The 20682-nt window shown below is 67.8% G+C and carries 22 protein-coding genes; 8 read left to right on the forward strand and 14 right to left on the reverse strand.

Going from position 1 to position 20682, the window contains the following annotated elements:
• The first annotated feature begins 86 nt into the window (after positions 1 to 86).
• Both A5790_RS21420 and A5790_RS21425 read left to right on the forward strand, forming a co-directional pair.
• A complete protein-coding gene (locus A5790_RS21420) occupies positions 87 to 773 on the forward strand; it encodes a DUF899 domain-containing protein (RefSeq protein ID WP_066848995.1) in 687 nt (228 codons plus the stop codon).
• A 111-nt stretch (positions 774 to 884) separates the two neighbouring features.
• Positions 885 to 1226 (forward strand): heme-binding protein, encoded by a 342-nt coding sequence (locus A5790_RS21425; RefSeq protein ID WP_066848998.1) that lies wholly within the window; start codon positions 885 to 887, stop codon positions 1224 to 1226.
• 87 nt (positions 1227 to 1313) lie between these two features.
• On the opposite strand, the gene ahcY is transcribed toward A5790_RS21425, so the two are convergent.
• The 6 genes from ahcY to A5790_RS21455 all read right to left on the reverse strand — a co-directional run bounded on the left by ahcY (position 1314) and on the right by A5790_RS21455 (position 6819).
• Entirely contained in the window at positions 1314 to 2771 is a 1458-nt protein-coding gene (gene ahcY, locus A5790_RS21430; protein ID WP_064426922.1) for an adenosylhomocysteinase, read from the reverse strand.
• A gap of 135 nt (positions 2772 to 2906) precedes the next feature.
• Positions 2907 to 3557 (reverse strand): TetR family transcriptional regulator, encoded by a 651-nt coding sequence (locus tag A5790_RS21435; protein ID WP_066849001.1) that lies wholly within the window; start codon positions 3555 to 3557, stop codon positions 2907 to 2909.
• Positions 3558 to 3574: 17 nt separating this feature from the next.
• Positions 3575 to 3754 carry a rubredoxin gene (locus tag A5790_RS21440; RefSeq protein WP_064394752.1) on the reverse strand — a complete coding sequence of 60 codons (180 nt, stop codon included), beginning with the start codon at positions 3752 to 3754 and terminating at the stop codon, positions 3575 to 3577.
• 27 nt (positions 3755 to 3781) lie between these two features.
• Positions 3782 to 3943, reverse strand: a complete 162-nt coding sequence (locus tag A5790_RS21445; RefSeq protein ID WP_064394753.1) for a rubredoxin — start codon at positions 3941 to 3943, stop codon at positions 3782 to 3784.
• The gene (locus A5790_RS21450; RefSeq protein ID WP_066849004.1) at positions 3940 to 5160 is read right to left on the reverse strand and encodes an alkane 1-monooxygenase; all 1221 of its coding nucleotides are present in this window, start codon (positions 5158 to 5160) and stop codon (positions 3940 to 3942) included. The genes A5790_RS21445 and A5790_RS21450 overlap by 4 nt, the downstream gene beginning before the upstream one ends.
• Before the next feature lie 192 nt (positions 5161 to 5352).
• Complete coding sequence (locus tag A5790_RS21455; RefSeq protein ID WP_066849007.1) at positions 5353 to 6819, reverse strand: amino acid permease; 1467 nt, start codon at positions 6817 to 6819, stop codon at positions 5353 to 5355.
• 54 nt (positions 6820 to 6873) lie between these two features.
• On the opposite strand from A5790_RS21455, the gene A5790_RS21460 reads away from it, so the two are divergent.
• Positions 6874 to 8244 (forward strand): NAD(P)/FAD-dependent oxidoreductase, encoded by a 1371-nt coding sequence (locus A5790_RS21460; protein ID WP_066849010.1) that lies wholly within the window; start codon positions 6874 to 6876, stop codon positions 8242 to 8244.
• 43 nt (positions 8245 to 8287) lie between these two features.
• The gene (locus A5790_RS21465; RefSeq protein WP_066849013.1) at positions 8288 to 9238 is read left to right on the forward strand and encodes a DUF808 domain-containing protein; all 951 of its coding nucleotides are present in this window, start codon (positions 8288 to 8290) and stop codon (positions 9236 to 9238) included.
• Between the two features lie 3 nt (positions 9239 to 9241).
• Here A5790_RS21465 and manA read toward each other — a convergent pair whose 3' ends face one another.
• The 4 genes from manA to A5790_RS21485 form a co-directional block, all read right to left on the reverse strand.
• Positions 9242 to 10468: a mannose-6-phosphate isomerase, class I gene (manA, locus tag A5790_RS21470; RefSeq protein WP_066849016.1), complete on the reverse strand. Its 1227-nt coding sequence runs from the start codon at positions 10466 to 10468 to the stop codon at positions 9242 to 9244.
• A 4-nt stretch (positions 10469 to 10472) separates the two neighbouring features.
• The gene (locus A5790_RS21475; RefSeq protein ID WP_066849019.1) at positions 10473 to 11582 is read right to left on the reverse strand and encodes a TobH protein; all 1110 of its coding nucleotides are present in this window, start codon (positions 11580 to 11582) and stop codon (positions 10473 to 10475) included.
• Positions 11579 to 12976: a phosphomannomutase/phosphoglucomutase gene (locus tag A5790_RS21480; RefSeq protein ID WP_066849021.1), complete on the reverse strand. Its 1398-nt coding sequence runs from the start codon at positions 12974 to 12976 to the stop codon at positions 11579 to 11581. The genes A5790_RS21475 and A5790_RS21480 overlap by 4 nt, the downstream gene beginning before the upstream one ends.
• A gap of 67 nt (positions 12977 to 13043) precedes the next feature.
• Complete coding sequence (locus tag A5790_RS21485) at positions 13044 to 13463, reverse strand: DUF3499 domain-containing protein (RefSeq protein WP_064345814.1); 420 nt, start codon at positions 13461 to 13463, stop codon at positions 13044 to 13046.
• Positions 13464 to 13620: 157 nt separating this feature from the next.
• Here A5790_RS21485 and A5790_RS21490 point away from each other — a divergent pair, with 157 nt between their 5' ends.
• Positions 13621 to 14043 (forward strand): metallopeptidase family protein, encoded by a 423-nt coding sequence (locus A5790_RS21490; RefSeq protein ID WP_064394761.1) that lies wholly within the window; start codon positions 13621 to 13623, stop codon positions 14041 to 14043.
• Between the two features lie 9 nt (positions 14044 to 14052).
• Here A5790_RS21490 and A5790_RS21495 read toward each other — a convergent pair whose 3' ends face one another.
• Complete coding sequence (locus A5790_RS21495; protein ID WP_174522824.1) at positions 14053 to 14322, reverse strand: WhiB family transcriptional regulator; 270 nt, start codon at positions 14320 to 14322, stop codon at positions 14053 to 14055.
• Positions 14323 to 14761: 439 nt separating this feature from the next.
• Here A5790_RS21495 and cofD point away from each other — a divergent pair, with 439 nt between their 5' ends.
• Genes cofD through A5790_RS21510 form a run of 3 tightly spaced genes read left to right on the forward strand, consistent with a single transcriptional unit; the run spans position 14762 to position 17717 of the window.
• Positions 14762 to 15781 (forward strand): 2-phospho-L-lactate transferase, encoded by a 1020-nt coding sequence (gene cofD / locus A5790_RS21500; protein WP_066849024.1) that lies wholly within the window; start codon positions 14762 to 14764, stop codon positions 15779 to 15781.
• A complete protein-coding gene (locus tag A5790_RS21505; RefSeq protein WP_066849027.1) occupies positions 15778 to 17184 on the forward strand; it encodes a coenzyme F420-0:L-glutamate ligase in 1407 nt (468 codons plus the stop codon). Before cofD ends, A5790_RS21505 begins: the two co-directional genes overlap by 4 nt.
• Positions 17181 to 17717 carry an NUDIX hydrolase gene (locus A5790_RS21510; protein ID WP_066849030.1) on the forward strand — a complete coding sequence of 179 codons (537 nt, stop codon included), beginning with the start codon at positions 17181 to 17183 and terminating at the stop codon, positions 17715 to 17717. The genes A5790_RS21505 and A5790_RS21510 overlap by 4 nt, the downstream gene beginning before the upstream one ends.
• A 52-nt stretch (positions 17718 to 17769) precedes the next feature.
• Here A5790_RS21510 and A5790_RS21515 read toward each other — a convergent pair whose 3' ends face one another.
• The 3 genes from A5790_RS21515 to rfbD are packed head-to-tail and all read right to left on the reverse strand — an operon-like array spanning position 17770 to position 20639.
• The gene (locus A5790_RS21515; protein ID WP_066849032.1) at positions 17770 to 18846 is read right to left on the reverse strand and encodes a sugar phosphate nucleotidyltransferase; all 1077 of its coding nucleotides are present in this window, start codon (positions 18844 to 18846) and stop codon (positions 17770 to 17772) included.
• Positions 18843 to 19730 carry a glycosyltransferase family 2 protein gene (locus A5790_RS21520; protein ID WP_066849034.1) on the reverse strand — a complete coding sequence of 296 codons (888 nt, stop codon included), beginning with the start codon at positions 19728 to 19730 and terminating at the stop codon, positions 18843 to 18845. Before A5790_RS21520 ends, A5790_RS21515 begins: the two co-directional genes overlap by 4 nt.
• A gap of 18 nt (positions 19731 to 19748) precedes the next feature.
• Positions 19749 to 20639 carry a dTDP-4-dehydrorhamnose reductase gene (rfbD, locus tag A5790_RS21525; protein WP_066849765.1) on the reverse strand — a complete coding sequence of 297 codons (891 nt, stop codon included), beginning with the start codon at positions 20637 to 20639 and terminating at the stop codon, positions 19749 to 19751.
• Positions 20640 to 20682 lie beyond the last annotated feature (43 nt).

Consider the following 20682-nt stretch of genomic DNA (forward strand, 5'->3'; position numbering starts at 1 on the left):
CTCGCGCCATGGCGGTCGAACGATGAGTTCGGGCGCCGGCGCGGGTCTGCTTAGCCGAACCCTTTCGTGACGAGGAGGCAGTGGGTATGACGACTCATGCGGTCGGGACGCGTGAACAGTGGCGAACGGCGTACGAACGACAGCTGGCCAAGGAGAAGGAGCTGACCCGCAGGGTCACCGAGCTGGCGCAGGAGCGGCAGGCGCTGCCGTGGGTGCGCGTGAACAAGCAATACGAGTTCGACACCACCGCGGGCCGTCGCACGCTCGCCGAGCTGTTCGACGGCAGATCACAGTTGATCGTGCGGCACTTCATGCACGGGCCGAAGACCCCAGAGGGCTGCCCGGGATGCACCTTCGAAACGGACAACCTGGTCGGCGCGGTGGCTCACCTGGCCCGGCGCGACGTCACGTTCATCCTGTCGTCGCGTTCGCCGTTGCCGGTGTTGACCGCCTACAAGCAGCGGATGGGCTGGGACATCGAGTGGGTGTCCTCCGGCGACACCGACTTCGACGCCGACTTCTTCAGCTACATGCACGTCCCGACGCCGCGCCGCGACTTCGGATCGGGCAGCGGCAGCATGCTCGACGTGATGGAGCTGATGGCGCTGAGCTGTTTCGCGCTGGAGGACGGCGTCGTCTACCACACCTACTCGACCTACGATCGCGGCACCGAAGCGCTGAACGCCACCTGGCAGCTGTTGGACCGCGCGCCCAAAGGCCGCGGCGAGGATTTCTCCGACTGGCCGCGCAAGCGCGACGAGTATCCGGCGTAGCGCCGCTTGGGGGTTGCTGCACGCCTCCTGTGAAGCTGCTTGGGGGGCAGCGCATCAGCCATCGCCCGGTTCCACACTGGCAGTCACACCCTGATCGAAGGAGCCCGTCCGATGTTCGGAACCCGTAGGGCGTACCCGCTCTCGTTGGCCGTCGTGGCCGGCGCCGCGCTGCTCGGCTTGTCCCCGTTGGCCAACGCCGAGGCGAACTGCACCAGCGCCGATCTCGAAGGCGTCCGCGCCGGGGTCGACGCGTCAACGTCGGCCTACTTATTCACCCATCCTGACCTCAACGGCTTCATGAGCACCCTCAGAGGCATGTCGCGTGAGGGGGTGGCCGATCAGGTGAAGGGATACATGGCCAGCCATCCGCAGGAGAACGCCGAGATGGCGGGTATCCGGCAGCCGCTGATGGATCTGAAGAACCACTGCAAAGGCGTGGACCCGACACCCTGAACCACTGCAGCACAACCCGTTCGGGGCCGATGCCCGAGAACGAAAGCCCCCGGCACGCGGATGTGCCGGGGGGCCTTCGGGTGACGATCAGTAGCGGTAGTGCTCGGGCTTGTACGGGCCCTCGACGTCGACACCGATGTACTCGGCCTGCTCCTTGGTGAGCTTGGTCAGCTGACCGCCGAGTGCCTCGACGTGGATCTTGGCGACCTTCTCGTCGAGGTGCTTGGCCAACCGGTACACCGCGTTGTCGTACTCGTCGTTCTTGGTCCACAGCTCGATCTGGGCGATGACCTGATTGGAGAAGCTGTTGCTCATCACGAACGACGGGTGGCCGGTCGCGTTACCCAGGTTGAGCAGCCGGCCCTCGGACAGCACCACGATCGACTTGCCGTTGTCGAAGATCCACTGGTCGACCTGCGGCTTGATGTTGAGCTTCTTGGCGCCCGAGCGCTCGAGGGCGGCCATGTCGATCTCGTTGTCGAAGTGGCCGATGTTGCCCAGGATCGCCTGGTCCTTCATCGCGCGCATGTGATCGAGCGTGATGATGTCCTTGTTGCCCGTCGAGGTGATGACGATGTCGGCCTCGCCGATGGCCTGCTCGACGGTGACCACGTCGAAGCCGTCCATCAGCGCCTGCAGCGCGTTGATCGGGTCGATCTCGGTGACCGACACCCGCGCGCCCTGGCCTGCCAGCGACTCCGCGCAGCCCTTGCCGACGTCGCCGTAGCCGCAGATCAGCACCTTCTTGCCGCCGATCAGCACGTCCGTGCCGCGGTTGATGCCGTCGATCAGCGAGTGCCGGGTGCCGTACTTGTTGTCGAACTTGCTCTTGGTGACCGAGTCGTTGACGTTGATCGCCGGGAACGGCAGCTCACCGACGGCCTCGAACTGGTAGAGGCGCAGCACGCCGGTCGTCGTCTCCTCGGTGACGCCCTTGACCGACTCTGCGATCTTCGTCCACTTCGTCTTGTCGGTCTCGAAGCGCTCGCGCAGCACCCCGAGGAAGACCTTCCACTCCGCCGGATCGTCGTCCTCGGCGGGCGGAACCACACCCTGCTTCTCGTACTGTGCGCCGCGCAGCACCATCATCGTGGCGTCGCCGCCGTCGTCGAGGATCATGTTCGCCGGCTCGCCTTCCCAGGTGAGCATCTGCTCGGCGGCCCACCAGTACTCCTCGAGCGTCTCGCCCTTCCACGCGAACACCGGGGTGCCCTTCGGCTCCTCCGGCGTGCCGTGCGGGCCGACGACGACGGCCGCGGCGGCGTGATCCTGGGTGGAGAAGATGTTGCACGACGCCCAGCGGACGTCGGCGCCCAGCGCCGTCAGCGTCTCGATCAGCACCGCCGTCTGCACGGTCATGTGCAACGAGCCCGAGATCCGCGCGCCCTTGAGCGGCTGCACGTCGTGGTACTCCTCGCGCAGCGCCATCAAACCGGGCATCTCGTGCTCGGCCAGGCGGATCTCCTTGCGGCCGAAGTCGGCCAGTGACAGGTCGGCGACCTTATAGTCGATCCCGTTGCGGGAGTCGGCCTTCAGCTCAGTCATGTAGAGCCCCTTTTCATTCGTCATTGCCTATGAGCGCACAGATGTGCGCACGGCGACATCCATGTAGACATCCAAAGCCTGCGGGCTCGCGGGACAGGCGCTTGTGCGGTGAAACCGGCCGTGGCGCTCTGACAGCTAAGGAATATCGATAACACCGTAGCGTTCGGCGAAGGGCGTCATCAATCGGGCCAGGTCACGGGCCACGTCGTGGCCCCGGGCGGGGGATGCGCTGGGGTCGGCTTCCGGCGGCATCGAGACGTAGCTCATCGCGAGCCGGACGATGGCCCTGGCCAGCACTCCGGCATCCTCTTCGCTGGTCTTCACCCAGCTGTCGACGAACGTCTGCGTCAGCCGCCGACTGCAGTGGATGATGATCGGACCGCTGTCGGTGGTGATGAGCTGCAGCAGATCGGGCTTGGCCTCGCCGGTCAGCAACGAGATCACCAGCGGGTCGGCTGCCGACTCGGCGAAGAAGTCGCGGAAGCCCTGGCTGAACGCGGCGAAGACGTCGCCGACGTTGCCCGCGATGGCGTCGTCGATCTGGTCGACGAGCCGGTCGGCCAGGCGCATCGCGTATGCCTGCGCCAGCCCCTGGCGCGAGCCGAACTCGTTGTAGATGGTCTGCCTGCTGATGCCTGCCGCCTTGGCGACGTCGGCCAGGGTGATCGCCGACCAGTCGCGGGTGAGCAGCAGTTCGCGCATGCCGTCCAGAATGGAATCGCGCAGCAGCACCCTCGACGCTTCGGCGTACGGGATGCGCTGCGCGGTCCGGCGCGGGCTGTTCACACGCGCGAGACTAGTCGTCACGGACGCGCGACCTCGACCATCTCGAAGTCGGACTTGGCCGCGCCGCAGTCCGGGCAACTCCAGTCATCGGGAATGTCGTCCCACCGTGTGCCCGGGGCGATCCCGTCCTCGGGCCAGCCCTTCTCCTCGTCGTACTCGAATCCGCACTGCACGCAGACGAACAGTTTGTAATCCATCGGTTGTTCCTTTTCTCGGGTTGGGGGTCATACCGGTTCGAAGTCGACCTTCTCCCGCACGGCGCAGTCGGGGCAGCACCAGTCGTCGGGAATCTCGCTGAATGGTGTGCCGGGTGAAAAGCCCTCCCGCGGAGCGCCTTTGGCCTCGTCGTAGACGTAGTCACAACCCGGGCAGCGGTAGGCGGTCACTGGACCGTCCCCGCGTACCGGGCCACCGCCTTGTCACGCACGCGAGGGTGGATGTTGACCCGCGCGATGTCGCCGTCGTAGTGGTCGAGCACCCGATGATCCATCACCTTGCGCCACAGCGGCGGGAAGTACGTCAGCGCGATCATCGACGCGTAACCGCTCGGCAGGTTCGGCGCGCCCTCCATGCTGCGCAGCGTCTGGTAGCGCCGGGTCGGGTTGGCGTGGTGATCGCTGTGGCGCTGCAGGTGATACAGGAACAGGTTGGTCACGATGTGATCGGAGTTCCAGCTGTGCGCCGGCGCGCAGCGCTCGTAACGGCCGGACTCGAGTTTCTGGCGCAGCAGCCCGTAGTGCTCGAGATAGTTGACCGTCTCGAGCAGCGTGAAGCCGAACACCGCCGAGATGACGATGTAGGGAATCAAGGCCCAGCCGAAGACCGCGATCAGCGCGCCGTAGAAGACCGCCGACATCGCCCAGGCGTTGAGGACGTCGTTGGACCAGTGCCACTTACTCTTGCCTGCGCGCTCGAGCCGCTTGGCCTCCAGCTCCCACGCCGACCTCAGTGATCCGAAGACGCTGCGCGGCAGGAACTCCCAGAACGTCTCACCGAAACGGGCCGATGCGGGGTCCTCGGGGGTCGCGACGCGGACGTGGTGTCCGCGGTTGTGCTCGATGTAGAAGTGGCCATAGCAGGTCTGTGCCAGCGTGATCTTGGCCAGCCACCGTTCCAGCGAGTCCTTCTTGTGTCCCATCTCGTGGGCGGTGTTGATGCCGACTCCGCCGAGCAGGCCGACGGACAGCGCCAGGCCGATCTTGGCAGGCCAGCCCAGTCCCCCGTCGAAGCCGAGCCAACTCAGATCCGACGCGGTGAACAGATAGGCGCCGACGATCACGCTGGCGTACTGGAACGGGATGTAGGCGTAGGTGCAGTAGCGGTAGTACTTGTCGTTCTCCAACCGCTCCATCACCTCGTCGGGCGGGTTCTGCCCGTCCGGCCCGAACTTCAGATCCAGTGCAGGCAGCAGGACGTAGAGCAGGATCGGCCCGATCCAGAACGGCACCTGCGCGGCGGCGTGCCAGCCCCATTGGTTGAACGCCCAGACCAGCGGCAGCATGACGAACAGTGCCGTCGGCGCGATCAAGCCCATCAGCCACAGGTAGCGCTTCCTGTCCCGCCACTGTGCGATGTCAGGTTCCGGTGTCGTCTGGGTGGTCATTGCCCGCCTCCTGGAGTGAGTGCCATCACGTCTTGAAGTTGACTATAAGCCGCAATTTGTCTGTTGTCTAGACACAAGAGAGGTATTTGTAAAGCAATCTTGGCGCGCGATGACGCGCGAGCGCCCAACCTTGTACGGTTTGGGCCCCCGCGATTTCGTACACGGGTTGCGCGCTCGCGCAGGTGTGGCGGGCTACGCCGAGAGTGTCTGGCTTTCGCGGCGGCCGAGCACCGAGTGACGGCGGCCGTAGAGGAAGTAGATGACGACACCGATCGCCATCCAGATCAGGAAGCGGATCCACGTCAGCGCGGTGAGGTTCAGCATCAACCACACGCACGCCACGATCGAGGCGATCGGTAACCACGGCACGCCGGGCACCCGGAAGCCACGCTCCAAGTCGGGCCGGGAGCGTCGAAGCACGATCACGCCCGCGGACACCAGCACGAACGCGAACAGCGTCCCGATGTTGACCATCTCCTCGAGCTTGCCGATCGGGAACACCGACGCGGTGATGGCCACCAGCACGCCGACGATCAGCGTGATGCGCACCGGCGTGCCGTGACGTCCGGTCCTGGCCAGCCCACGCGGAATCAAGCCGTCGCGCGACATCGCGAAGAACACCCGCGTCTGGCCGAGCACCAGCACGATCACCACTGTCGTCAGACCCGCGAGCGCACCGATCGAGATCACCTTTGCCGCCCAGTCGATCCCGTTGGCGCTGAATGCCGTTGCGAGGTTGGCTTTCTCCCCCGCCTCGCGCAGTTCGGTGTAGTGCACCATGCCGGTTAACACCAGGGCCACCGCGACGTAGAGCACCGTGACGATCCCGAGCGAGGCCAGGATGCCGCGGGAGACGTCGCGCTGCGGGTTTTTGGTCTCCTCCGCGGTGGTGGCCACGACGTCGAACCCGATGAACGCGAAGAACACGATGGAGGCGCCGGCCAACAAGCCGTACCACCCGTAGCTGCTGCCCTCGGCGCCGGTGATCAGCGAGAGCAGCGATTGGTCGGTCCCCCGTCCGCCTTCCCCGGGTTCGGCCGGCGGCACGAAGGGCGAATAGTTGGCCGCCTTGATGTAGAACGCCCCGACGGCGACGACCAGAAGCACCACGGCCACCTTGATCACGGTGATCGCCAGGCTGACGCCGGCGGAGAGCTTCGTCCCCAAGGCCAGGATGGTGGTGACGAAGGCGATGATCAGCAGTGCGCCCCAATCCAATTGCACCACACCGAGATCCGCTGTCCCGCCGCCGAACTCGAACACCTCGCCGAGGTAACTCGACCATCCCTTCGCGACCACCGCCGACGCGACCGCGAACTCGAGGATCAGGTCCCAGCCGATGATCCAGGCGATGAACTCGCCGAATGTCGCGTAGGAGAACGTGTAGGCGCTGCCCGCGACCGGAACCGTGGAGGCGAACTCCGCGTAGCACAGCGCGGCCAACCCGCAGGCGATCGCGGCGAGGACGAACGAGATCGAGATCGCCGGCCCGGTGATGTTACCGGCGGTCGAAGCGGTGATCGTGAAGATGCCCGCCCCGATCACTACGGACACCCCGAACACGGTGAGGTCCCACCAGTTCAGGTCCTTGCGTAACCGGGTGTCCGGGTCATCGGTGTCCGCGATCGACTGCTCCACCGACTTCGTCCGCCGAGCCATCGCACGTCCTCCCGTTGGGTCCGTTTCGGCAATCTACCGAGTACCGTGCACCCAATGGGGCGGAGTTATAAACACGTGGCCGTGATCGGGGGCAGTCTCGCGGGCATGTGCGCGGCCCGGGTCCTCTCGGACGTCAGCGATCGGATCACCATCTACGAACGCGACGACCTGCCCGACGATCCCGCCAACCGCGCGGCCGTGCCGCAAGGCCGCCACGTGCATCTGCTGATGGCCCGCGGCGCCGAGGAGTTCGAAAGCCACTTCCCCGGCCTGCTCGCCGACATGGTGGCCGACGGGGTGCCGATCCTGGAGAACCGGCCCGACTGCATCCACTTCGGCGCGGCCGGCCACGTGCTCGGCACCGCACACCGGTTGCGCGACGAGTTCACCGCCTACGTGCCCAGCAGGCCGCAACTCGAATGGCAGATCCGCAAGCGGGTGAAGAACATCGACAACGTCGACTTCGTGCACGCCGGCGTCGTCGAACCCGTCTACGACGCCGCGCGGGAGCGGGTGACCGGTGTGCTGCTCGATTCGGGTCAGATCGTCGACGCCGATCTGGTGGTCGACGCCGCCGGCCGAGGCACCCGCCTGCCCGCGTGGCTGGAGAAGTGGGGTTACTCGCGGCCGGCCGAGGAAACGGTCGACGTCGGCATCGCCTACGCCAGCCACCAGTTCCACGTCCCCGAGGGCCTACTGGCCGAGAAGGTCGTGGTTGCAGGTGCTTCGCGAGAACAACCGCTCGGCATCGGCATGCTGTTCTACGAGGACGGCAACTGGAACGTCACAGCCTTCGGTGTGGGCAAGGTGCCGCCACCACAGACCGTCGAGCAGATCCTCGACCTGGCCGACGAGATCCTGCCACCGCACGTGTCGTCCGCGCTGCGCCAGGCCACCCCGCTGGGCGAGACGGCGTTTCACCGGTATCCGACGAGTCGGTGGCGCCGCTACGACACCCTGGAGCGCTTCCCGGCAGGCATCATCCCGTTCGGGGACGCCGTGGTCAGCTTCAACCCGACATTCGGCCAGGGTATGACCATGACGGCGATCCAGGCCGGCAACCTGCGATCCGTGCTGGCATCCGGGGATCCTGACCTGGCCGGTCGGCTCGCGAAGGCGACCGCCAAGACGACGTGGCCGGTCTGGGTGATGACGGCCATCGGCGATCTTTCGCTGCACAATGCGACCGGCGAGTCGAAGTGGTGGTACAAGCCGGTCGGCGGGCTGTTCGATCAGTTCCTCGGCGCCGCGGAGACCGATCCCGTTCTCGCCGAGTGGTTTCTACGCCGGTTCAGCCTGCTCGACAGCCTCTACATGGTGCCGTCGCCGCGACTGGTGGGCCGCACCATCCGGCACAACCTGCGGCTGTGGCTGGCCGAGAAGCGGGCGGGCAAACAAGCGGTCAGGGTGCCTCAATCGGCGTGAACCTCGCGCAAGCGGGTAATTTCGTGGCCATGACGGAGACGCGATGAGCGCGGGACTGTTCGGGCTTCTCGACGACGTCGCGGTGCTGGCACGGTTGGCCGCCGCATCGGTCGACGACATCGGGGCGGCCGCGGGACGCGCGACCGCCAAGGCGGCGGGCGTCGTCATCGACGACACCGCCGTGACGCCGCAGTACGTTCACGGGCTGGCCGCAGAGCGCGAACTGCCGATCATCAAGCGCATCGCGATCGGCTCCCTGCGCAACAAGCTGCTGTTCATCCTTCCCGCCGCGCTGTTGCTCAGCCAGTTCCTGCCATGGCTGCTGACGCCGCTGCTGATGCTCGGCGCGACGTATCTGTGCTACGAGGGCGCCGAGAAGGTGTGGGGGCGTATACGGGGCCACGACCACCACGCCGCCCCCGTCGCGGAGGTGGGTGAGGACGCCGAGAAGTACATGGTGACGGGCGCCATCCGCACCGATTTCATCCTGTCGGCGGAGATCATGGTGATCGCGCTGAACGAAGTGGCCGATCAGTCCTTCTGGCCGCGGCTGATCATCCTGATCGTCGTGGCGATCGTGATCACGATCGCGGTGTACGGCGTCGTCGCCGGCATCGTGAAGATGGACGACATCGGGCTGCGACTGGCTCAACGCAGTTCGACGTTCGCGCAGAAGATCGGCCGCGGCCTGGTGGCCGGGATGCCGAAACTGCTTGCGGCGCTGTCACTCATCGGCACGGTCGCGATGCTGTGGGTCGGCGGCCACATCCTGCTGCTGGGAACCGACGAGTTGGGCTGGCACCTGCCGTACGGCTTCGTGCACCACCTCGAGGAGATCGTCCGCGATGCCGTGGGCGGCGTCGGCGGCGTGCTGGCGTGGCTGGTCAACACGGCCGCGTCGGCGGTCATCGGCCTGGTGGTCGGCGCGATCGTCGTCGCGGTGGTGCATGTGTTGCCGTTCGGCCGCCGCCCCAAGGAGGACGCGGCGCACTGAGCGTTAGATGCCGACCGTCGCGCGGAACAGCTTCGTCGGTTCGGTGGCCGCCAGCCGGATCGGCCCCTCGTCGGCGGGCACCCACGCCGCGGATCCCCGGGTCAGCGTGACGGTGCCACCCTTGGCGTGCACCACCGTCGAACCCTCGGCGCACAGCAACAGCTGCGGACCGTCGTGCCGCGTGGGCGCGTCGATTTCGTAACCGAGCCTGTCGGCGTCGATGTCGAGCACCGACAGCGAAAACTCCTGAGCCGGTGTGCGGTACACCCATTCGATGCCGTCTTCGACGTTTTCGGGCCGGACCACCACGTCCTCGGCGGGCGTGAAGTCGAGCACCCGCAACAACTCGGGGACATCGACGTGCTTGGGCGTCAGCCCACCGCGTAACACGTTGTCGGAGTTGGCCATCACCTCGACACCGACACCGCTGAGATAGGTGTGCAGGTTACCCGCGGGCAGGTAGATGCCTTCGCCGGGACTCAGGGTGATGCGGTTCAGCAGCAGGGACGCCAGCACACCGGCGTCACCGGGATACCGTTCGCCGAGTTCGAGCACCGTCTTTGCCTCGGCCGCGAATTCGTCTCTGCCCGAACACACGTAGTGGATGGCCCCGTCGATCACCGCGGGCACCAAGACGTCGACATCGGGTTGCGGCGCGGTGATCCAGGTCGTGAACAGCGCGCGCAGTCCGTCACCGTCCGGTTGACCGGAGAGCAGGTTGACGAACGGATCGAGATCGCTGACCTCGAGCGCACGCATCAACTCGATGGTCCGGGCCACCGGCCGGAAGCCGGCGAGCGCCTCGAACGGCCGCACGGCGACGATCAATTCGGGCTTGTGGCTGGGGTCGCGGTAGTTGCGGTTGGGTGCCGAGACCGGGATACCGAGCCTGTTCTCCCGTTCATAGCCCTCCACCGCCTGCTCGGCGCTGGGATGCGCCTGCAGCGAGAGCGGCTCGTCAGCGGCCAGCACCTTGACCAGAAACGGCAGCGCCTCGCCGAAGCGCGCGCAGACCGCCGCGCCCAACTGCCCCTCGGGATCGTCACGCAGCGCATCCAGTAGCGAAAGCTCACCGGCTTCGGTCTCCAACATGGCCGGGTCACCGGGATGGGCGCCGAACCAGAGCTCGGCTTCGGGATGTGCTGTGGGACTGGGCTTTCCAGTGAACTCGGCAATGTCCGTGCGCGAACCCCAGGCATAGGTCCGCACCGCTCCGCGTAGCAAGTGCACTTGGCTAACCTCGAACTAGTTTCAGGTAGACGGCGGTCATCTCCAAGCGGACGGCGAGCATGGCCAACTGTTGTTCCATGCTGCCCGCCGCCGTCGACGCGTCCGGCACGGCTGCTGCCTCCGGCAGTTCCGGCACGTCCTGGGCGCTGATCACATCGACATCGTCCAGATCCGCGGCCCGGGCGGCGACGATCGGCTGCTCGGCATCGGTGGTGAGCACGAATGTGCGCATCCGCCGGGGAAGCGGACCGTCGATCTGTTCGTCGTGGAACATCGACCGCTCCCGGTCCGCCGCCGACGTGCCCCCCATGCCGCCGCGCAGCACGACGAGCGCATCGGCGAAGCCGGCGGCGGCCACGACCCGATGGGCGACGCGCAACATGGTGGCCGCGCAGTGCCGGGCCAGCGCCAGCGTCGCCGCGCTGTCGCCGGCCAGCACCACTTCGCGCTCCGACATCCGTTCGGCCAGTGTCTTGGCCGGATTGGTGAACAGCTCTCGGTTCGCGCTGTTGCGAAGCGCCTCGGCGTCGAGTTCGTCGGCCATCGCGTGGAGATCGACGTGCATGGTGGGGTCGACGACGTCGAGGGTGGCCAGGCCTGCGGCGAGGTAGCGCACGAACCCGAAGTCGTCGGGCACCCACACCCTGGGCGACAGCACCGCCGCCCGCCCGGCCGCGACGTCGCGCAGCGGCCCTTCATACGGCGCGGCGACCACGATGCGCGCCCCGCGGCGCACTCCGGTGGCGGCCGCGTTCACCAGAGCGGGATCGCCCGGGTCGTCGCCCGCGACGACCAAGACATCCAATGGGCCGATCCACGGCGGCACCTCGGAGGCGACGACGATGGGCGCGGCCACCGATCCGCCCCATGCCGAAGCGAGCAGCGATCCGGCCGTCTCCGCATTGCCGCGACCGGCGACCCAGATCACGGTCCGCGGTGTCCCGTCGGTGCGCAGCGAATCGAGTTCGCCCTCCGCGAGCGCGGCGGCGGTGGCACGCACCTGGGCGCCCGCCATCGACGCGGCGCGCAGCAGCCCGTCGCGGTCGGCGCCGAGCAGTGCGTCGACGTCGTCGAGGTCGATGATCGCGGCCGAAGGAGACGGCCCGGTGGTCACGTGACCACCTCGGAGTTGGACGGGAGTCGCCCACGGACGGTGTCGGAAACCTGTCCGACGATCCGGTCGACCTCGTCGGTGGTGCGGGCTTCGACGTTGAGTCGCAGCAGCGGTTCGGTGTTGGACATCCGCAGGTTGAACCAGGCGCCTTCACCGAGGTCGACGGTCACACCGTCGAGGTGGTCGATGGAGTGGATCCGGTTGCCGAACGCCTTGAGCACCTCGTCGACGCAGCGCTCGGCGTCGGTGACGGTGAAGTTGATCTCGCCGGACGCCTCGTAGCGCTGGTAGTCGGCCATGATCTCCGACAGCGGCCGGTGTTGTTCGCCGAGCGCGGCCAACACGTGCAGGGCGGCCAGCATTCCGGAGTCGGCGCCCCAGAAATCGCGGAAGTAGTAGTGCGCCGAATGTTCTCCGCCGAAGATCGCACCGGTCTCGGCCATCAGCGCCTTGATATAGGAGTGCCCGACGCGGCTGCGAACCGGCGTACCGCCGCGCTCCGTCACCAGTTCGGGCACTGCCCGCGAGGTGATCAGGTTGTGAATCACCGTGGCGCCGATCTCCCTGCCGAGTTCCCGCGCGGCGACCAACGCGGTCACCGCTGACGGCGAGACCGGATGCCCTTTCTCGTCGACGACGAAACACCGGTCGGCGTCGCCGTCGAACGCCAGGCCGATATCGGCGCCCGTCTGCAGGACGAAGGCCTGAAGATCGGTCAGGTTCGCCGGATCCAGCGGATTGGCTTCGTGATTGGGGAACGTGCCGTCGAGTTCGAAGTACAGCGGCTCCAGCGTGATACCCGAGATCGGTCCGAGCACCGCGGGCGTGGTGTGGCCTGCCATGCCGTTGCCCGCGTCGACGGCGACCTTGAGCGGTCGCAGGTCGGCAAGGCTCACCAGCGAGCGCAGGAACTCGCCGTAGTCGGCCAACACGTCGCGGTCGCTGATCGTGCCGTGCGCACCGTCGTAGCCGGGGACGCCGGCGATGACCTCTTCGGCGATGGTCGACAAGCCGGTGTCCTTGCCCACGGGTTTGGCGCCGGCGCGACAGAGCTTGATGCCGTTGTAGGCGGCCGGGTTGTGGCTGGCGGTGAACATCGCGCCGGGGCAGTCCATGAGGCCCGACGCGAAGTACAGCTGGTCGGTCGAGGCGAGTCCGATCCGCACCACGTCGAGGCCCTGGGCGGTCACGCCGTCGGCGAACGCGTCCGCCAGTGCGGGTGAGCTGGCCCGCATGTCGTAGCCGACGACGACCTGCGAGGCGCTGTCTCGGACGAGGCGGGCGAAGGCGCCGCCCACTTCGGCGACGAACGACTCGTCGAGTTCCGTACCGACCAGGCCGCGCACGTCATAAGCCTTGATGACGCGATGAACCGCCGCGGCGGGCCGGGACATTAGGACTCCTTGTGACACGGACTACTACTGGCGCCAGCCTAACGGTCCGGCCAGACGTGCACGTCGGCTAGTCGGTGGGGTCCGGCAGCACCCGCAGATGGCCTCGGCGGCGGCCGTTGGACTCGGGTCGCCTGGCAGGCGGCGCCATCAGCGAGCCTCCAGGTGCACCGGTGACGGGGTCGGAGAACCCGGTCGCCATCCGGTTGATCGGCGGAGCGACGTCGCGCCCCTCCCGGACCGCATCGGCCAGCGCGACGAGGTCGTCCTCGTCGGGGTGTGAGGGCAGCGGGCCGGCGTGACGCACCAGTTCCCAGCCGCGGGGCGCGGTGACGCGGCCGGCGTGCACGACGCACAGGTCCCATGAATGCGGTTCGGCCACCGTCGCGAGGGGGCCGACGACCGCCGTGGAGTCGGCGTAGACGAATGTCAGCGTCGCGACCGCATAGTGCGGACACCCGGGCCGGCAGCAGCGACGGGGAACGTTCACAGCGGAAGGCTATCGTGGCCGCACTCCGCATGCCGCCGGACACGCGCAGCCTGCCGACGGCCGATCTCGAACCGTTACGATCCAGTTCATCGCGCACGAAAGGAGCACCCAAGCGGTGGCCAAGCGTGGACACATGCGCGCGCGCCGGGGTCGCGGGATGCGCGGGCCGTTACTCCCCCCGACCGTGCCGGGCTGGCGCAGTCGCGCCGAGAGGTTCGACATGGCGGTGCTGGAGGCCTACGAGCCGATCGAGCGGCGTTGGCAGGACCGGCTGGCGACACTGGACGTCGCGGTGGACGAGATACCACGCATTGCGCCCAAGGATCCCGACAGTGTGCAGTGGCCGCCGGAAGTGATCGCCGACGGGCCGATCGCGCTGGCCCGGCTGATCCCGGCGGGCGTGGACGTCAGGGGGAACGCAACACGCGCGCGAATTGTGCTGTTTCGCAAGCCAATCGAGCGGCGGGCCAAGGATTCAGTCGAGCTCGAGGAGCTGCTGCATGAAATCCTGGTGGCTCAGGTCGCCACATATCTGGGCGTCGAGCCTTCCGTCATCGACCCGACGATCGACGACGACTGATCTCGCGGCTCAGATGATTCCGCGCTTGAGGCGGCGACGCTCGCGCTCTGACAGGCCGCCCCAGATCCCGAAGCGCTCGTCATGCGCCAACGCGTAATCCAGGCAGGCGTCGCGCACCTCGCAGCCCTGGCAGATGCGCTTGGCTTCGCGCGTCGAGCCGCCCTTCTCCGGAAAGAACGCCTCGGGGTCGGTTTGGGCGCACAGCGCCTTCTCCTGCCAGAGTTCGTCCTCCGGTGTCAGTGCCGGCGCCACATCGATCGGGTCGGGCACCAAACTCAGCTGGGGACGCCGGGGCGTCTCAACCGGTGCCGGTTCCGAATGGGCGTGCGGCGCGCTGTCTACTGAGCCGAAGACTCGGCTGTCGAACCGAACCAGACGATCGAAATCGCCGTACTCAAAAGACATCTTCCGCCTCCTCACCTGGTCTCGTTGATCCCCTATAAGTGGCCCGCAGAGATGCGGAACACTTCCAATTCGAACAAGTGATCGAATCTCGGTCTGCGGCACCGGAACCGGATGGCCTACCGGGAAATGACACTGCTGTGATTACACACGCGTCAGTCGCCCTGGTCAAGCTCTAGAACAGGAATTCATACCATTCCGTGATCGAAATACGGCGAGTCGTGACCTCGGCGTGTCCATCACACTCCCGCCCACCGGCCCGGGCCGCCACTCCTGCCCGTACCGAATTCGGTTGGACGGCCTACGCTCGGTCGATGTGAAGGTCACCGTACTGGTCGGCGGCGTCGGCGGCGCCCGCTTCCTACTTGGCGTGCAACATCTGTTGGGGCTTGGGCAGTTTGGTGGCGCTAAAGGTACTGCTGGGACTGATGATACTGCTGAGCACGAACTGGCTGCAGTGGTCAATGTGGGTGACGACGCGTGGATGTTCGGCGTGCGGATCTGTCCGGACCTCGACACCTGCATGTACACCCTCGGCGGAGGTATCGATCCCGAACGCGGCTGGGGACATCGCAACGAAACCTGGCATGCCAAGGAGGAACTCGCGGCCTACGGCGTGCAGCCCGATTGGTTCGGCCTCGGCGACCGGGACCTGGCGACACATCTCGTCCGCAGCCAGATGTTGCGCGCGGGCTATCCGCTGTCGCAGGTGACCGAGGCGCTGTGCGCGCGATGGGCCCCCGGGGCCAGGCTGCTGCCCGCCAGTGACGACCGCAGCGAAACCCACGTCGTCATCACCGATCCCGGACCCGGCGAGTACGCCGGCGAGAAACGTGCCATCCACTTTCAGGAGTGGTGGGTGCGATACCGGGCGAAAGTACCAACGCACAGCTTCGCTTTCGTCGGCGCCGAAAAAGCCACTGCCGGACCCGGCGTCGCCGAGGCCATCGAAGCCGCCGACGTCGTGCTCATCGCGCCGTCCAACCCGGTGGTGAGCATCGGCGCGATCCTGGCCGTACCCGGTATCCGCGGCGCGCTGCGTTCGACACCGGCGCCGGTCATCGGCTACTCCCCGATCATCGGCGGAAAGCCGTTGCGCGGCATGGCCGATGAATGCCTGTCGGTGATCGGCGTGCCGAGCACGTCCGAAGCCGTCGGCAGGCACTACGGCGCGCGCTCCGGTGTCGGCATTCTCGACGGCTGGTTGGTGCACGAGGGAGACGGCGCGGCGGTCGACGGTGTCGAGGTGCGTGCGGTGCCACTGCTCATGACCGATCCTGAGGTCACCGCCGAGATGGTTCGCGCCGGAATGGATTTGGCAGGCGTGAAGCCATGAGCGGCGACCATGGCTCAACGGCGCCGCCGAGCGGCGACCCCGGCTCAACGGCGCCGCCGAGCGGCGACCATGGCTCGGCCGCCGCGGTGGCGCTGCTGCCCATTGCGGGGTTGCCCGAGTTCCGCCCCGGCGACGACCTCGCCTCGGCGATCGCCGAGGCCGCGCCGTGGCTGCGCGACGACGACATCGTCGTGGTCACCAGCAAGGTGATGTCGAAGTGCGAGGGCCGCATCGTCGACGCGCCGATCGACCCCGAGGAGCGCGACGTGCTGCGGCGCAGGCTCATCGACGCCGAGGCGGTCCGCGTGCTGGCGCGTAAGGGACGCACGCTGATCACCGAGAACGCGATCGGCCTCGTTCAGGCCGCCGCGGGTGTCGACGGCTCCAACGTCGACTCCGCCGAACTCGCGCTGCTTCCAACCGATCCCGATGCCAGCGCCGCGGCACTGGCGTCGGCGCTGCGCGAGCGGCTCGGCGTGACGGTCGGCGTCGTCGTCACCGACACCATGGGCCGGGCCTGGCGCAACGGGCAGACCGACGTGGCGATCGGCGCGGCCGGCGTGACCGTGCTGCACGGTTACGGCGGTTCGGTCGACCGGCACGGCAACGAACTGATCGTCACTGAGATCGCGGTCGCCGACGAGATCGCCGCGGCAGCGGATCTGGTGAAGGGCAAGCTGACCGACATCCCGGTCGCGGTGGTGCGCGGGTTGCGGCTGCCCGACGACGGTTCCACCGCGCGCCGGCTGGTTCGGGCGGGCGAGGAGGACCTGTTCTGGCTCGGCACCGAGGAGGCGATCGCGCTCGGCAGGAGTCAGGCGCAGCTGCTGCGCCGGTCGGTGCGGCAGTTCACGGCCGAGCCCGTGGACGCCGAGCTCGTGGAATCCGCTGTCGCCGAGGCCCTCACTGCGCCGGCGCCGCATCACACCCGACCGGTGCGGTTCGTGTGGCTACAGGATCCCGCCCGACGGGAGGTCCTGCTGGATCGGATGAAAGACAAGTGGCGCGCCGACCTCACCGCCGACGGGCGCGCCGCCGACGCCGTCGAGCGTCGCGTCGAACGCGGCCGGATCCTCTATGACGCACCAGAGGTCGTCATCCCATTTTTGGTGCCCGACGGCGCGCACGACTATCCGGACGCCGACCGCACGGCCGCGGAGCACACGATGTTCACCGTCGCGGTCGGCGCGGCGGTGCAGGCGCTTCTGGTGGCGTTGGCGGTGCGGGGTGTCGGGAGCTGCTGGATCGGGTCGACGATCTTCGCCCCCGACATCGTCCGTGAGGAGCTCGACCTGCCCCACGACTGGGAACCGTTGGGCGCGATCGCGATCGGCTACGCGCAGGACGGGCCGTCCGGCCCGCGGCCTCCCGTGCCGACCGACGAACTGCTGGTGCGCAAGTGAGCCTGCACGCATCAGCGGTGGAGGTGCTGAGCCGTTGGCGCGCACCGGATCCCGCACAGGACACCCTGCGGCACGCGGTGCTGGCGTTCTTGGCGGCCCGACCCGACGGTTGCCTGCGTGAATGCGTCGCGGGCCACGTCACCGGGTCGGCCCTCGTGCTCGACCACGCCGGGACCCACGCACTGCTGACACTGCACCCCCGGTTCGGGCGATGGCTGCAACTCGGCGGGCATTGCGAGCCGACCGATCCCGATGTCGTGACGGCCGCACTGCGAGAGGCCACCGAGGAGTCCGGCATCGGTGGTCTCACGATCGACCCGACCATGGCCGCGCTGCACGTCCACCCCGTCACGTGCTCGCTGGGGGTGCCGACCCGTCACCTCGACATGCAGTTCATCGTCCACGCGCCCGTCGACGCCGAAACCGCCATCAGCGACGAGTCTTTGGACTTGCGGTGGTGGCCGCTGGACGCGCTGCCCGAGGATTGCGACTTCGGTCTCACCCAACTGGCGGCGGCCGCCCGCGCCAGGTGATTTCGGTGTCATCCGTTGCGCTCAGCGCAACCAACGACACCGAAATCGCGGGCTAGACGTCGGTCGAGAACCGGATCCCGCCGTCTGGGATCGTCACGCCCGGCCACACGCGTGCACCGCGCAACAGTTCGCAGCGGGCACCGATGTCGGCGCCGTCGCCGATCACGCCGTCGCGGATCAGCGCGCGCGGGCCGATGCGGGCCCCGAACCCGACGATCGAGCGTTCGATCACCGCGCCGGCGCCCACCCGCGCGCCGTCGAAGATGACCGCGCCGTCCAACCGTGCGCCCCCGGCGATCTCGGCACCTCGACCGACCACCGCGCCGCCGATCAGCAGCGCCCCCGGTGCGACGCTGGCGCCGTCGTGCACCAGCTTTTCACCGCGGTGCCCGCCCAGCGCGGGTGACGGCGCGATACCGCGCACCAGATCCGCCGACCCTCGCACGAAATCCTCCGGTGTGCCCATGTCGCGCCAGTAGGTGGAGTCGACGTAGCCGCATACCCGAAGCCCGTCGGAGAGCAGACCCGGGAACACCTCGCGTTCGACCGAAAGCGCCCGGCCCTTGGGGATGCGCTCGATCACCTCGCGCTTGAACACGTAGCAGCCCGCGTTGATCTGATCGGTTGGGGGGTCCTGGGTCTTTTCGAGGAAGGCGGTCACCATGCCGTCGGAATCGGTTGGCACGCAACCGAATGCCCGAGGGTCACCGACGCGCACCAGGTGCAGCGTCACGTCGGCGGCGTTGTCCTCGTGCGAGTTCAGCAGCGCGCGAAGGTCGGCACCCGACAACACGTCGCCGTTGAACACCAGCGCGGTGTCGTGGCGCAGCTTGCCCGTGACGTTGGCGATGCCGCCGCCGGTGCCCAGCGGTTCGGTCTCGACGACGTATTCGATCTGCAGGCCGAACTTGGATCCGTCGCCGAATTCGGACTCGAACACCGCGGCCTTGTACGACGTGCCCAGCACGACGTGCTCGATACCGGCCTCTGCGATGCGCGACAACAGGTGCGTCAGAAACGGCAAGCCGGCCGTCGGCAGCATCGGCTTGGGCGCGGACAGGGTCAGCGGCCGCAGCCGGGTGCCCAAACCACCGACGAGGATGACGGCATCGACGTGTGCGGGATTCACTTGCGCCGTCCTTTCGCCCGGTTGCGTCGTGAGCTGCGGACCACCAGGCCCGCACGCGCGGCGAGCGAGCTTCGGATCGTCCACCGCAGCGGACCCTGCCACCACCTGGGGTACCGATCCGCGAGGAAAGTGTAGGTGCTGGTGTGATGGGCGGCCAAGTTGCGCGCGGGGTCCTTGCCGGTCGCGTGCCCCTTGTCGTGCAAAACCTCGGCGGCCGGCACATACACGTTCTGCCAGCCCGCCCGCGACAGCCGATCACCGAGGTCGACGTCCTCCATGTACATGAAGTAGCGCTCGTCGAAGCCCGAGATCTCCTCGAACGCCGACCGGCGCAGCAACAGACACGATCCCGATAGCCAGCCGACGGCGCGTTCGCTGGGCTCCCGGCGCTCCTGGCGGTATTCGGCGGTCCACGGGTTGGACTTCCAGAACGGTCCCACGACGGCGTGCATCCCGCCGCGCACGAGGCTGGGCTGGTGCCGCGCCGATGGATACACCGAACCGTCCGGGTCGCGGATCAGCGGGCCGAGCGAACCCGCATGCGGCCAGCGGGCAGCGGCCTCCAGAAGGATGTCGATGCTCCGCGGACCCCACTGCACATCGGGGTTGGCCACGATGAAGAAGTCGTTGTTGTCCGAGTCCGTCAGGTACTCCGCGACCGCGCGGTTCACCGCGCTGCCGTATCCGAGATTGCCGCCGGTGGGCAGCAATCGGACGTTGGGATAGCGTGCGAGCGCCTCTTCGGGTGCGCCGTCGGTCGAGCCGTTGTCGGCCATCACCACTGTCATCGGCCGGTCGGTGGCGTGCGACAGCGTCGCCAGGAAGCGGTTGAGGTGTGGACCCGGCGAGTACGTCACCGTGACGACGACCAACTCGTCACTCATGTGCCACCCGTTCCGAACTCACGGCGTCGAGGGTATCGGGCCGCCACGCCCGTACCGCGACAGCGCATCCGCGAGCGCCTCGCGCCACGGTCGCAGCGGGGTGAGGCCGGCATCGGCGGACCCCCGGCCCGACAGCGCGGTGTACGTCGGGCGCTGCGCGGGCCGTGGGTTTTCGGCGCCCGCGACGGGCCGCACCCGCCCGGGGTCTGCGCCGACGGCCTCGAAGATCGCGCGCGCCTGGTCGTAGCGGCTGGCCTGCCCGTCGTTGGCGGCGTGTAGCACCGGTGCGCTGATCGCGCTGTCGGCGATCTCCAGCAGCGCCGCGGCGAGGTCACCGGCGTAGGTCGGGGATGCGGTCTGGTCGGCCACCGCCTCGACCGTGTCGTCGCCGGCGGCTTTTCGGCGCATGGTCACGACGAAGTCCGTACCGTCGCCGCCTTCGTACACCCACGACGTGCGCACGACGTGCGCGCCGGGCAGGGCGGCCAACACGGCCCGCTCCCCGGCGAGTTTGGTGCGGCCGTAGACGTTCACCGGCGCGGTCTCGTCGTCGATCTCATACGGGCGCCGCGCTGTGCCGGGAAACACGTAGTCGGTCGAGATGTGGATCAGGCGGGCGCCGACGGCGGCGCACGCCCGCGCGAGGTGAGCCGGCCCGTCGGCGTTGACCGCGTGCGCACGGTCCTGTTCGGTCTCGGCCACGTCCACGTTGGTGTACGCGGCGCAGTTGATCACCACGTCACCGGATTCGATGACACGCTGGGCGGCCGCCGCACCGGTGATGTCGAGCTCCGACGACGTCAGCGCCAGCACCTCGCGACCTTGCTGACGGGCCTGAGCTGCGAGAACCCGACCGACCATGCCGCCTGCGCCGGGAATGACGATCCGGGCCGGCTCGCGAGAAGTCATGGTCACGAGTCTGGCACGCCGAGGCGCGCTACCCGCTTCGTGC

It is taken from the genome of Mycobacterium sp. 852002-51152_SCH6134967, assembly GCF_001667105.1.
Classification (GTDB): Bacteria; Actinomycetota; Actinomycetes; order Mycobacteriales; family Mycobacteriaceae; genus Mycobacterium; species Mycobacterium neumannii_A.